The organism is Zoogloea oryzae, assembly GCF_030161255.1.
Classification (GTDB): Bacteria; Pseudomonadota; Gammaproteobacteria; order Burkholderiales; family Rhodocyclaceae; genus Zoogloea; species Zoogloea oryzae.
Window position 1 is genome coordinate 14,532 of record NZ_BSPX01000071.1, and the last position, 12,532, is coordinate 27,063.

Here is a 12,532-nt window from a genome sequence, read left to right on the forward strand (position 1 = left end):
TCAAACCAATTCATACAACCCCATGTCAGACATACGTGCCTATCCGCAGCATAGGCGACACCCCGCCCGGAATTCGGCACAATAAAACCATTCAATCGAACACGCCCCGACAGCCATGACCACAACGCCAGCCACCTCGCCCCTTCTCGATCTTTCCGGCCTGCCGCGCTTCGACGCGATCGAGCCGGCCCACGTCGAACCCGCCGTGCGCAGCCTGCTGGACGCCCTGGGCGCCACCATCGCGCGCCTGCAGGACGACCCCACGCCGCCCACCTGGGACAACTTCGTCGAACCCATCGAAAACGATGGCGAGCGTCTCGGCCGCGCCTGGGGCATTGCCGCACACATGCACAGCGTGATGGACACGCCCGAATGGCGCGAGGCTTACAACGTCATGCTGCCCGAGGTCACCCGTTTTTACGCCGAATTAGGGCAAAACCTTAAGCTTTTTGAAAAATATAAATCGATCCGGAATAGCGAGGCCTTTGCCACCCTCAGCCCGGCCCGCCAGCGCATCATCGACAACGAACTGCGCGGCTTCCGCCTCTCCGGCGCCGAGCTGCCCGACGACCAGAAGCCCCGCTTCCAGGCCATCCAGGAAGAACTCGCCGGCCTCGGCGCCAAGTTCTCGGAGAACATCCTCGACGCCACCAACGCCTACAGCCACGTGGTCACCGATGAATCCGAGCTCGCCGGCCTGCCCGCCGACGTGATCGCCGCCGCCCGCGAAGCCGCCGAGAAGGCCGGCGTGGAGGGCTGGAAGTTCGGCCTCAAGATGCCGTCCTACCTCCCGGTGATGCAGTACGCCGACAGCCGCAGCCTGCGCGAGACGCTTTATCGCGCCTACGCCACCCGCGCCGCCGAGGTGGATAACGGCTACAGCAAGCCCGAATGGGACAACGGCCCGCTCATCAAGCAGATCCTCGCCCTGCGCGCCGAAGAGGCGAAGATGCTCGGCTACCGCCACTACGCCGACGTCTCGCTGGTGCCCAAGATGGCCGAATCCACCGAGCAGGTGCTCGGCTTCCTGCGCGAGCTCGCCGTCAAGGCCAAGCCCTTCGCCGAGCGCGACCTGGCCGAACTCAAGGCCTTCGCCAAGGACGAGCTGGGGCTCGACCCGCTGGAGCCGTGGGATGCCTCGTATGTCTCCGAGAAGCTGCGCGTCGCCCAGTACGCCTTCTCCGAGCAGGAGGTGAAGGAATACCTGCCCGAACCCAAGGTGCTGGACGGCCTGTTCAAGGTGGTCGAGCGCCTTTACCAGGTGAACATCAAGCCCGACACCGGCCCCGTGTGGCACCCGGACGTACGCTTCTTCCGCATCGAACGCGACGGCCAGCTCATCGGCCAGTTCTACCTCGACCTCTACGCCCGTGACACCAAGAAGGGCGGCGCCTGGATGGATTCGGCGATCACCCGCCGGCGCATCGGCAACGGCATCGAGACGCCGGTCGCCTATCTGGTGTGCAACTTCCCTGGCCCGGTGGGCGGCAAACCCGCCACCTTCAGCCACGACGACGTGATCACCCTCTTCCACGAAGCCGGCCACGGCCTGCACCACCTGCTCACCCGGGTGGATGACCTGGCCGTCTCCGGCATCCACGGTGTGGAATGGGACGCCGTCGAGCTGCCCAGCCAGTTCATGGAAAACTTCTGCTGGGAATGGGACGTGGTGCGCGAGATGACCGCCCACATGGACACCGGCGCCCCGCTGCCGCGCGAACTCTTCGACAAGATGCTCGCCGCCAAGAACTTCCAGAGCGGCATGCAGACCGTCCGCCAGCTGGAGTTCTCGCTGTTCGACCTGCTGTTGCACATGGATTTCGACCCGTCCCGCCAGCACGTGATGGACCTGCTCGCCGAGGTGCGCAAGGAAGTCGCCGTGCTCGTGCCGCCGGAATGGCACCGTTTCCCCAACAGCTTCAGCCACATCTTCGCCGGCGGCTACGCGGCGGGCTACTACAGCTACAAGTGGGCCGAAGTGCTCTCCGCCGACGCCTTCGCCGCCTTCGAGGAGAGCGGCCGCCCCAAGGGCAGCGTGCTCGACGCCGAGACCGGCGAGCGCTTCTGGAACGAGATCCTGGCCGTCGGGGGCAGCCGGCCGGCGCTCGACTCCTTCAAGGCCTTCCGCGGCCGCGAACCGCAGGTGGACGCCCTCCTGCGCCACAGCGGGATGGTGACCTCATGACAAGCCGACGCCTCCTCACCCTGATGCTCCTCGCCGCGGCCCTGCCGGCCGCGGCCCAGGCCGCCTATCGCTGGGTGGACAAGGACGGCCGCGTGCAATACAGCGACCAGCCTCCCCCCCAGGAGGTCAAGAAGTTCGAGGAGCGCAAGGTCCAGCCCAACAAGGGCAACGCCCAGTTGCCCTTTGCCACCCGCAAGGCCGCCGAAACCTACCCGGTCGCCCTCTACACCGGCCGCGAATGCGGCAAGCCCTGCGACGATGGCCGCGCCCTGCTCAACCAGCGCGGCGTGCCGTTCTCCGAGACCAAACTCGAAACCGCCGAAGACGTGGCCGCCTTCAAGACCCGCTTCGGCAAGGAGCCCTTCGTGCCGACCCTCACCGTCGGCCGCGAAACCGAAATGGGCTTCGCCGCCTCCGCCTGGAACGGCCTCCTCGACAACGCCGGCTACCCCGCCGGCAAACGCTAGCCTCCCGCCAATCCGCCCCCGCCTGCCGCCTCGCGCCGCAGGCCGGGTGCGCTCGCCTGCTGTCTGGCGACATTCCGTCCAGCACAAGAAAAACCCACTGTCGATATCCACAGTAGGTGGATTGCATGATAACCTTGCAATTCGACTACCCGATATCAATAGCAACGGTTTTCACCACAGGAAGAACGGATGGCTCCCAGACTCACTCCCCTTGTCCTCGCCCTCGGTGGCGCCCTCACCCTCTCGGCCTGCGGCGGCGGCGGCGGTGGTGGCGGCAGCAGCAGCACCCCGGCGTCCACGCCCGCATCCGTGGACGTCACGGTCACCCCATCCCTCGGCCAGTTTTCCCCCGGCTGCACCGTCGAACTGCGCAAGTCCACCGGCGAAGTGCTGGGCACCGCCAGCGTCGGCATCAACGGCAGGGCCGTCATCCCGGTCAGCGGCTACACCGGCGCGGTGATCGCCGCCGTCAAGGGCTCGCCCACCTGCACCTATTTCGACGAAGCCAGCGGCACCGACAAGCCCTTCTACGCCAGCAGCCAGATCAGCGCGGTGGTCGATAACCTGCGCCAGGAATTCGGCATCAACATCTTCACCAACCTCGCCGCCACCCGCGTGCTCGACACCTCCCGAGGTTCGCTCGCCAGCGGCGTCACCGCCGACACCATCAAACAGGAAAACGCCGCCGTCCAGGTGATGTTCCAGGTGAGCGACATGTTCGCAACGCCCGTCCTGATCCACCGCGGCAGCGGCAAGGTGCTCGACAACACCGAATCCGGGCGCCTCGCCACCCGCCTCGCCGCGCTGGCCGAAGTCGCCAGCGGCCTGTCGATGGGCGTCGCCAGCCTCGCCAGCCACCTCGCCGACGACCTGACGGACGGCCGCCTCGACAGCATCGACTCCAGCCGCATGCAGGCCGGCCTCGACGCCGCCATCGGCAAGTACGCCAGCGATTCCGCCAAGGCCAGCCTCACCGACGCAGCCGCCAACACCCACCTCGTCACCGACGCAGCCACCGCCCGCGAGCAGGCCCGCACCGCCCTCACCGCCGGCACCTCGCTGCAGCAGGCCCGGCAGATCTTCGCCGACCTGCGCACCAGCATCCTGTCCATCGCCAACGACGCCGGCACCGGCTCCCTCGACCAGCAGAACGCGCTCATGCAGGGCGACTTCCAGCATGGCGTGGATGCCGTGCTGGTCATCGACCACCTCTCGCTGATGGCCTGGGCTGCCGACATGCTGCCCAACCCCAGTGGCCCGCAGGTCAGCAGCGGCAACAGCACCTGCATGATTCCGTATCCGTTCACCGCCAAGTACTTCGAATGCACCTTCATCGCGAGCCGCACCAAGCGCGAATATCACGCCACCGTCCGCCCCACCGCCAACGGCGTCACCTGGGAATTCACCCGCGTCCGCAGCCTTGAAACCGGCGCCAGCACGCCCCTCACGGGCCTCACCGGCACCCTCACCCGCGACGCCGCCGGCCGCTACACCGCATCTGGCAACTTCTATCCGATGACCGGCGACAGCACCCGCACCGTGGCGAGCTTCAGCTTCACCTACGACGGCAGCCGCGATGCCGCCCAGGTGTGGGCCGGCAGCGGCAGCCTCGACGCCCTCAAGGGCGACGGCAGCAGCGCTCTCAAGGTCGTCGTCAGCGACGCCGCCGGCAACCAGGGCACCAAATCCTCGCGCTTCGTCGGCAGCCTCATCAGCCCCCACCACCGCTTCGACGGCAACCTCGAGATCGGCACGCCGACCGTCGCCCTCGACGGCACCACCGAGCCGAAGAACGGCCGCCTCGTCGGCAGCTTCACCGACATCTCCAACCCGGCGGCCCCCTTCAAGTTCCTCGAAGGCACCGTCAACTACAGCCAGGACCTGAGCGCCTTCAACGCCGATCTCGCCCCGAGCGCCACCAACTACATCCGCCAGACCCTGGGCTTTACCGGCGCCGCCTACAAGTCGGCGGGCGTCACCGGCATCGGCCTGATCCTCTCCGCCACCAACGCCGACGGCCCCGCCAGCCAGCGCGGCGAGTTCAGCCTCACCGGGCTGAACGGCCTCGCCCTCACCGGCAAGGCCACCCAGACCCCCACCGGCTGGGTCTGGGAGATCAAGAACAGCAACGGCATCACCGTCAGCTATGGCACCGCGGCCGGGTCGGGCACCGTGAGGAATGCCGACGGCACCGTCCTCGGCACCATCAGCAAACAGCGTGTCAGCTTCATCGACGGCACCTACGAATCGCTGATCTGACGCCCCCGGCGCCGTTTGTACGGCACGCCGGCAGGCGGGCACCCCACGCCCCCTGTCGGCCCCGAGCACTGCGCCAAGCGCCATGAAGCACGCGGGTCCCCGCTCTGGCATCACGCAAAAAGCATCGCCCGCTCCCTCAAGTCGAATGGATATCGGCCGTAAAACTCTTCTTGCAAAATCAACAAAACCAACAAATCTGATTTTCAGTAAGGAGAAGAATCAATGGCCGTTCGACTTTCCCCCGTTGCCCTCGCCGTCGCTGGCGCAGTCACCCTTGCAGCCTGCGGCGGAGGCGGCGGCGGTTCCAGCAGCACGACCACCACCACGCCCGCCTCGGTGGATGTCACCGTCACCCCGTCCCTCGGCCAGTTCTCCACGGGCTGTACCGTCGAACTGCGAAAGAGCACCGGCGAAGCCCTCGGCTCTGCCACCGTCGGGACCAACGGCAAGGCCGTCATCCCCATCAGCAGCTACACCGGCGCGGTGATCGCCACCGTCAAGGGCTCCGACACCTGCACCTATTTCGACGAAGCCAGCGGCACCGACAAGCCCTTCGGCCCCACCAAGAAGCTAGCCGCCGTCGTGGACAACATCCGCCAGGACATGGGCGTGAACATCCTCACCAACCTCGCGGCCAGCAAGGTGCTCGACACCTCCGGCACCGCCCTCACCGCCGGCGCCACCACCGACACCATCAAGCAGGAAAACGCCACCGTCCAGGTGATGTTCCAGGTCGGCGACATGTTCGCGCCGCCCACCCTGCTCAACAGCAGCAGCGGCAAGACCCTCGACAGCACCGAAGCCGGCAAGCTCGCCGCCAAGCTCGCAGCCCTCGCCGAGGTTGCCAGCAGCCTGTCGTCCAACGCCGCCGATCTCGCCGCCACCCTCGCCGACGACCTGAAGGACGGCACCCTCGACAGCATCGACAACACCCGGCTGCAGGCCGGCCTCGCCGCCACCGTCACCAAGTACGCCGACGACACGGCCAAGGCCAGCCTCGAGGAAATCGCAACCGGTACCAGCCTCACCACCGACACCACCGCAGCCAAGGAGCAGGCCCGCACCGCCCTCGCCGCCGGCACCTCGCTGCAGCAGGCCAAGCAGATCTTCGCCGACCTGCGCACCAGCATCCTGTCGATCTCCAACAACGCTGGCACCGGCAGCCTGGACAAGCAGAACGCCGCCCTGAAGGCCGACTTCCAGAACGGCGTCGACGTCACCAAGACCTTCGACAACCTCACCCTGATGGTGAATGCCGTCGAACAGATCTACCTCGGCTCCGCCACTTCGGTGCACAACAACACCGGCTCCTGCGGTTTCACCGCCGCCACCGCGCCGACAGAAGTGGTGTGCCTGGTGCGTTCGCCCGAAACCGGCAAGGGCTACCGCATACTCCTGCGCCCGGGCGCCGACGGCGTCAGCGTGACCTGGGAAGTCACCCACACCCGCGACCTCACCACCAACGTGAGCACCGCCCTCAGCGGCCTCACCGGCACCATGAGCCGCGACCTCACCGGCAAGAACACCCTCAAGGGCAACTTCTACCCGATGACCGCCGACGGCGCCCGCACCGCCATCGACACCAGCTTCACCTACAGCGGCACCAAGGGCACCCAGCTCTGGTCGGGCAGCGGCACCCTCGACACCCTCAAGAGCGACGGCACCACCAGCACCCTCAAGGTCGCGGTCACCGAATTCACTGCGGATGAAGCCAAAAAAACCGCCAAGCTCGTCGGCGCCCTCACCGGCCCGCACCACCGCTTCGACGGCAGCCTGGAAGTCAGCGACCTGACCACCTCCCTCGACGGCAACGTGTCGCCGAAGAGCGCGCGCTTCGTGGGCAGCTTCACCGACATCAGCACCGCCACGCCCTTCAAGTTCCTCGAAGGCACCCTCACCGCCAGCCAGGACCAGAGCGCCTACAACGGCAACCTGGACGACTCCGCCAGCAACTTCGTGAAGGTCACCATCGGCTTCAACGGCACCGCCTACAAGTCGGCCGGCGTCACCGGCATCGGCCTCACCCTGTCCGTCACCAACACCGACGGCTACGCCAGCCCGAAGGGTGAATTCACCCTGACCGGCCTCAACGGCCTGAGCCTCACCGGCAAGGCCACCCCGGTCACCGACGGCTTCAACTGGGAGATCAAGAACAGCAACGGCATCACGCTGACCTATGTCGCCAGCGCAAAATCTGGCACGATCAAAAATGCCGATGGCACCAGCCTCGGCTCGATCAGCAACCAGCGTGCGAGCTTCATCGACGGCACCTATGAATCGCTGATCTGAGGTCTTCCGCCCATCCACCCCATCGAGCGGGCGCCTGGCGCCCGCTTTTTTGTCCCGCCTGGATCCACCCTGCCCATGCGCAAGCTGCTCATCCTCGGCCTCGCCTGCCTGCCCGCGCTGGCCCTCGCCGACGCCGCCGACCTGATGGCCATCACCAACCCGGCCGTCATCGACACCCGCGCCACTTTTCGCGCCACCGCCACCGGCTTTGCCGCCGACGACTTCGTGCCCGCCCACCGCATCGCCGAAACCTGGCGCGACGCGCCCACGCCCCGCCCGGGCCGCAACCTCGCCGTCGGCTTCGGCCGCGCCGAAGTCAGCCAGTCGTACGGCGGCTGGACGTTCGGCACCTTCAAGCGGGTCGATGCGCTGGGCGAAGGCAACCGCGACACCGTGCGCATCTACGCCGCCTTCGAAGACCCCGACAGCCTCCTCGCGCAGAGCGGCCACTACAACCTCAACTACCGCTTCAAGGGCTACAGCGCCGACGGCCTGCGCTTCGCCTGGGCCGGCGCGATGAGCGAGCGGCTCACCGTCGGCGCCGCCGTCAATCTGCTCAAGGCCGGCACCCTGCGGGTCGAGAAGGTCAGCGGCACCGCCGTCAGCGGCGGCGGCGTGGCCACCGTCAATGGCCGCCGCGAACTCCTCTACACCGGGCTCGACTACACCTCGCCCGACCGAGCCGACCTCAACGACTTCGCCCCCGCCACCCGCGAGCAGACCGACAACGGCTGGGGCCGGGCCATCGACCTCGGCCTCCAGTGGCGCCCCCGGGACGACCTGCGGGTCAGCGCCGCCCTGACCGACCTGTTCGGCCAGCTGCGCTGGAACAACGTGCCCCAGCTCACCCAGGACTTCAACAACGCCAGCTGGCCGCTGCAGTTCAACAGCCCCTCGGCGGTCGCCAAGATCACCGGCACCAACCGCTATCGGGACTACACCCTGCAGCTCAAGCCCAAGGCCGCCGCCGCCGTCGAATGGAGCCAGCCGGGCTGGAGCGTCGGCGCGGGCCTCGCCGCCACCCGCGGGCTGATCCTCCCCGAAGCCAACGCCAGCTGGGGCCGCGCGGACGGCCTGCTGCTGCGCGTCTCCTACGAAGCCCGCTTCAAGAGCGCCGGCGCCGCCGTACATTACGGCCCCTTCTACGCCAGCCTGCGCACCGACCGCAGCAACCTCAACGACGCCCGCGCCGTGGGCGCCACCGCCGGCCTGGCAATCCGCTTCTAGCCACGCCGCCCGGCCCACGCCGGGCGCCACGGGCGGCATCCGCAGCAGGTATCATTGGGCGCCCCAATCCGCAGCCGAGCGCCCCGCATGAAGATCGCCACCTGGAACGTCAACTCCCTCAAGGTCCGCCTGCCCCACGTGCTCGACTGGCTGGCCGCCAACCAGCCGGACGCCCTGTGCCTGCAGGAGCTCAAGTGCGAGAACAAGGCCTTCCCGCTGGCCGAGATCGAAGCCGCCGGCTACCAGGCCCAGTTCAATGGCCAGAAAACCTACAACGGCGTGGCCATCCTCACCCGCCAGCCGCTGGCCGACGTGAGCTTCGACATCCCCGGTTTTGCCGACGAACAAAAGCGCATCATCGCCGGCACGCTCGATGGCGTGCGCATCGTATGCGGCTACTTCCCCAACGGCCAGGCGGTGGGTTCCGACAAGTTCGCCTACAAGATGGCCTGGCTCGAAGCCCTCACCGGCTGGCTGCGGGCCGAGCTGCTCGTCACGCCCCGGCTGGTGCTGGCCGGAGACTACAATATCGCCCCGGAAGACCGCGACGCCCACCCGGACTGGGAACACGAGATCCACGTCTCGGTGCCCGAGCGCGACGCCTTCAAGGCGCTGCTGGGGCTTGGCCTCGTGGATGCCTTCCGGCTCTTCGAGCAGCCCGAAAAGAGCTTCTCCTGGTGGGATTACCGGATGATGGCCTTCCGCCGCAACTTCGGTCTGCGCATCGACCACCTGCTGGTGTCGCCCCCGCTGGCCGAAAAGTGCACCGCCTGCGTGGTGGACAAGACCCCGCGCAAGCTCGAACGCCCCTCGGATCACGCCCCCGTGATCGTCGAGTTTGCCTGAGCCATGAGCACCGACGCCCTGCCGGCCACGCTCCCCGCCCTCTACCCGATCCTCGCCGCGCTGCCCGAGGCCGCCCGCCAGCGCCTGATCGAGCGCGCCCGGAAGATGCAGCTGCCGCCGGGCACGCCGGTGTTCGACGAGCGCCAGTCGTGCCAGGGCTTCCCCTTCGTGATCGACGGCAGCATCCGCGTCGTCAAGGCCGCCCCCAACGGGCGTGAGCTGCCGCTTTACCGGGTCGCCCCGGGCGAAACCTGCGTGATCTCCTCGGCCTGCCTGCTCGGCCACACGCCCTACAACGCCCGCGGCATTACCGAGACCGACACCACCCTGCTGGTGCTGCCCAGCGCTGATTTCCAGGCCTTGCTGGCCGAGCCGGCGTTCCGGGATTTCGTGTTCCAGCTGTTCTCCGAGCGCATCGCCGATCTCATGCAGCTGATCGAGGAAGTCGCCTTTCGCAAGCTCGACCAGCGCCTCGCCGCGCTGCTGCTGGGCAAGGGCCAGCGCCTGCACACCACCCACCAGCAGCTCGCCGACGAGCTGGGCAGCGTGCGCGAGATCGTCTCGCGGCTCCTCAAGAACTTCGCCGCCCAGGGCCTCGTCGCCCTGTCGCGGGAGCAGATCGAGATCCTCGACCCGGCCGGCCTGCGCCGGGTTGCCGGCGGCTGATCCGCCATCCGGCGGCTATGTAACCTTGGTTACAGACGCCCCCATCAGCAGATGCTGAAATACGCTCACTCAACTAACCAGTGCGCCAGGAGGCCATCATGAAAACGAATGTGGGCGGTATCGACAAGGTTTTGCGGATTGGCGCCGGTGTGGCGCTGGTGGCCTGGGCGGCCCTCGGCGGCCCCGTGTGGGCGTGGATCGGCGTCGTGCCGCTGGCCACCGGCCTCACCGGCTTCTGCCCGGTCTATCCGCTGCTGGGCATGAACACCTGCCCCATGAAGAAGGACTGAGCATCTGCCGGCGGCCCGCGCCGCCCGATGTCGAAACCCGGCTCCGCCCTGTGGCGCAGCCGGGTTTTTTACGACATTTAACGGCAGATGGCAGCATGTTTTGCAAACTTTTGTCTGCCTTGCAGACGTTGCCACAGGGCATCCCGGCGCCCCCTCCTATCCTGCGGCGGTCCCGTTTCGGGCTCAACTCGCAAGAAAGGATAACAACGATGAACAAAATTTCCGTGCTGGGTATCGCCTCCCTGCTGGCCTGCGGCAGCGCCTTTGCCGACGCCCCTCCGGCCGATGGCCAGTGGCGCGGCGCGGGTGGCGCCGGCATGTCCATGTCCACCGGCAACGCCCGCAACAGCAGCCTCAACCTGGTGGTGGACGCTGCCCGCGTCACCGCCGTGGACAAGCTGTCGGTGTACGGCCAGGCCCTGTTCGCCCAGTCGAAGAAGAATGACGACACCACCACCACCGCCAACATGTGGCGTGCCGGCACCCGTTACGACCACAACCTGAACGAGCGCGTCTTCGGCTTCGGTGGCCTCGATCTGGAACACGACCAGCTCAAGCACCTCGCCCTCCGCGGTGTGCTGAGCGGCGGCCTGGGCTACCACGTCATCAAGAGCGCCGACACCACCTGGGACGTCTTCGGCGGTGTGGCCTACAAGGCGGACCGCTACATGTCCCCGGGCGTGATCATCGATGGCGACAGCCGCCGCAACTACAGCAGCCCCGAGCTGATCCTCGGCGAGGAATCCACCCACCGCCTCACCGACACCACCAGCTTCCGCCAGCGCCTGGTGCTGTTCCCCAACCTGCGTGACACCGGCGAATACCGCGCGATCTTCGACGCGGGCCTGGCCGTGGCCATGAACAAGACGATGAACCTGACGCTCAGCTTCCAGGACCGCTACGACAGCCTCGCCACGTCGCCGGCCAAGCAGAACGACACCCTGTTCATCGCCGGCGTGAACGTGAAGTTCGGCGCCCAGTAAGCACCGCCCCGCGTGCTGCCCGTCCGGGCGGCACGCGCCTTCAGCGCACGCTCCAGAACCCGATCCGCCCCAGGCTGGCCGCCAGCCGCAGCCGCGTCGCCCGCCAGGTGGCCAGGGTGTTGATGCGCTGCTGGGCCGCGTCGGCCATCGCCCGCTGGGCCTCCAGCAGCTCCAGCGTGGAGCCCACGCCGGCCTTGAAGCGCCCCTGGGCCACCTCCAGCGATTTGGTGGCATAGCCGAGGAGCTTCTCGGTGCTGCCCAGCGCCTGGGTCTCACTCTGCAGACCTTGCCAGGCCTGCCACACTTCCAGCGCCACCTTCTGTTCGACGCTCTGCAGATCTGCCGACGCCAGATCGAACTCGGCCTTTGCGGCGCGGGTCTGGTAGTGGCGCGAGAAGCCGTCGAAGATGGGCACCGAGAGTTGCAGCGCCACGCTGCGGTCGCGCTGGGCGATGTCGGGCAGATCGGCGCTGAAGTCACGTCCGGTGTGGCTGCGGCTCGCCGCCACGCTGAGGGTCGGCAGGTAGGCCCGCTCGGCCACCGCGATGCGCGACCGGGCGGCCGCCAGCCGGGCGCGGGCCGCGGCGAGCTCCGGATGGCCGGCCTGGGCCAGTTCGAGCATCTTCCCCACGCCCTTCACGAAGCTCGTATCCGGCAGCCGGGCGTCGTCCGCATCCACCGCCAGCGGGCGATCCGGCGATTCGCCGATCGCCACCGCCAGCCGGCCGCGGGCGTTGGCCAGCGTGCCTTCGGCCCGCACCCGGGCCAGCACGGCCTGGGCGAAGGCGGTCTGGGTCTGCAGCTTGGAGGTCAGGTCGCCCACCCCGGCGGCGTGCTTGGCCTCGGCCGACATGAAGCTCTGCAGGTTGATGCGCTCCACCTCCTGGGCCACCGCCAGCTCCCCCTGGGCGCTGAGGAGCGCGAAATAGGCGTTGGCGGCGTCGAGGAAGACCGTCTGCACGCCCAGGTTCTGGCTGGCGACGGCGGCCAGCAGAGTCTGGCGGGCGCTGTCCACGTTGGCCTCGCGCTGGCCAAAGTCGAACAGGTTCCAGGCGAGGTCGAACTGGGCGACGCGGCTTGAGCCGTCGTTGCGCGCCGTGCTGCCGCCCTGGGCAATCGTCTGGCCAGTCTTCGCCCGCGAGAGCGTGGCGTTGATGGTCGGCAGATAAGCGGCCCGCGCCGCACCCAGCCGGGCTGCCTGAAGCTGGCTCTCGGCCCACGCCGCGCGGGTGCGCGGATCGCGGCACAAGGCGCGCTTGACCACCTCGGCAAGGCTGATCGTGCCGCCCGCCACCGGCGCCGGCAGCGGCCCCGGGCACG

General features: G+C 67.9%; 10 protein-coding genes and 1 pseudogene. 9 read left to right on the forward strand and 2 right to left on the reverse strand.

The window, feature by feature from the left end:
* Positions 1 to 115: 115 nt before the first annotated feature.
* From QQK25_RS18330 to QQK25_RS18370, 9 genes are all read left to right on the forward strand, one after another.
* Complete coding sequence (locus QQK25_RS18330) at positions 116 to 2,185, forward strand: M3 family metallopeptidase (RefSeq protein WP_284189235.1); 2,070 nt, start codon at positions 116 to 118, stop codon at positions 2,183 to 2,185.
* A complete protein-coding gene (locus QQK25_RS18335; RefSeq protein ID WP_284189236.1) occupies positions 2,182 to 2,652 on the forward strand; it encodes a DUF4124 domain-containing protein in 471 nt (156 codons plus the stop codon). Before QQK25_RS18330 ends, QQK25_RS18335 begins: the two co-directional genes overlap by 4 nt.
* 189 nt (positions 2,653 to 2,841) lie before the next feature.
* Positions 2,842 to 4,911 (forward strand): hypothetical protein, encoded by a 2,070-nt coding sequence (locus QQK25_RS18340; RefSeq protein WP_284189237.1) that lies wholly within the window; start codon positions 2,842 to 2,844, stop codon positions 4,909 to 4,911.
* A gap of 222 nt (positions 4,912 to 5,133) precedes the next feature.
* Positions 5,134 to 7,200 (forward strand): hypothetical protein, encoded by a 2,067-nt coding sequence (locus QQK25_RS18345; protein WP_284189238.1) that lies wholly within the window; start codon positions 5,134 to 5,136, stop codon positions 7,198 to 7,200.
* Between the two features lie 75 nt (positions 7,201 to 7,275).
* Positions 7,276 to 8,427, forward strand: a complete 1,152-nt coding sequence (locus QQK25_RS18350; protein WP_284189239.1) for a DUF5723 family protein — start codon at positions 7,276 to 7,278, stop codon at positions 8,425 to 8,427.
* A gap of 87 nt (positions 8,428 to 8,514) precedes the next feature.
* A complete protein-coding gene (gene xth, locus QQK25_RS18355; protein WP_284189240.1) occupies positions 8,515 to 9,273 on the forward strand; it encodes an exodeoxyribonuclease III in 759 nt (252 codons plus the stop codon).
* A gap of 3 nt (positions 9,274 to 9,276) precedes the next feature.
* Positions 9,277 to 9,939, forward strand: a complete 663-nt coding sequence (locus QQK25_RS18360; protein ID WP_284189241.1) for a Crp/Fnr family transcriptional regulator — start codon at positions 9,277 to 9,279, stop codon at positions 9,937 to 9,939.
* A 98-nt stretch (positions 9,940 to 10,037) separates the two neighbouring features.
* Positions 10,038 to 10,229: a YgaP family membrane protein gene (locus QQK25_RS18365; protein ID WP_153162594.1), complete on the forward strand. Its 192-nt coding sequence runs from the start codon at positions 10,038 to 10,040 to the stop codon at positions 10,227 to 10,229.
* A gap of 209 nt (positions 10,230 to 10,438) precedes the next feature.
* Positions 10,439 to 11,212 carry a DUF481 domain-containing protein gene (locus tag QQK25_RS18370; protein ID WP_284189242.1) on the forward strand — a complete coding sequence of 258 codons (774 nt, stop codon included), beginning with the start codon at positions 10,439 to 10,441 and terminating at the stop codon, positions 11,210 to 11,212.
* Between the two features lie 40 nt (positions 11,213 to 11,252).
* Here QQK25_RS18370 and QQK25_RS24345 read toward each other — a convergent pair whose 3' ends face one another.
* Both QQK25_RS24345 and QQK25_RS24350 read right to left on the reverse strand, forming a co-directional pair.
* A complete protein-coding gene (locus QQK25_RS24345) occupies positions 11,253 to 11,834 on the reverse strand; it encodes a TolC family protein (protein WP_438696514.1) in 582 nt (193 codons plus the stop codon).
* 138 nt (positions 11,835 to 11,972) lie between these two features.
* Positions 11,973 to 12,506: pseudogene (locus QQK25_RS24350) on the reverse strand (TolC family protein); the annotation flags it as partial.
* Between the last annotated feature and the right edge of the window lie 26 nt (positions 12,507 to 12,532).

Bases quoted from the DNA above. Each gene is read 5' to 3' on its own strand.
- QQK25_RS18360 (WP_284189241.1), top strand. From the start codon at position 9,277: ATGAGCACCGACGCCCTGCCGGCCACGCTCCCCGCCCTCTACCCGATC.
- QQK25_RS24345 (WP_438696514.1), bottom strand. From the start codon at position 11,834: ATGCTCGAACTGGCCCAGGCCGGCCATCCGGAGCTCGCCGCGGCCCGC.
- QQK25_RS18365 (WP_153162594.1), top strand. From the start codon at position 10,038: ATGAAAACGAATGTGGGCGGTATCGACAAGGTTTTGCGGATTGGCGCC.
- QQK25_RS18330 (WP_284189235.1), top strand. From the start codon at position 116: ATGACCACAACGCCAGCCACCTCGCCCCTTCTCGATCTTTCCGGCCTG.
- QQK25_RS18335 (WP_284189236.1), top strand. From the start codon at position 2,182: ATGACAAGCCGACGCCTCCTCACCCTGATGCTCCTCGCCGCGGCCCTG.
- xth (WP_284189240.1), top strand. From the start codon at position 8,515: ATGAAGATCGCCACCTGGAACGTCAACTCCCTCAAGGTCCGCCTGCCC.
- QQK25_RS18370 (WP_284189242.1), top strand. From the start codon at position 10,439: ATGAACAAAATTTCCGTGCTGGGTATCGCCTCCCTGCTGGCCTGCGGC.
- QQK25_RS18340 (WP_284189237.1), top strand. From the start codon at position 2,842: ATGGCTCCCAGACTCACTCCCCTTGTCCTCGCCCTCGGTGGCGCCCTC.
- QQK25_RS18345 (WP_284189238.1), top strand. From the start codon at position 5,134: ATGGCCGTTCGACTTTCCCCCGTTGCCCTCGCCGTCGCTGGCGCAGTC.
- QQK25_RS18350 (WP_284189239.1), top strand. From the start codon at position 7,276: ATGCGCAAGCTGCTCATCCTCGGCCTCGCCTGCCTGCCCGCGCTGGCC.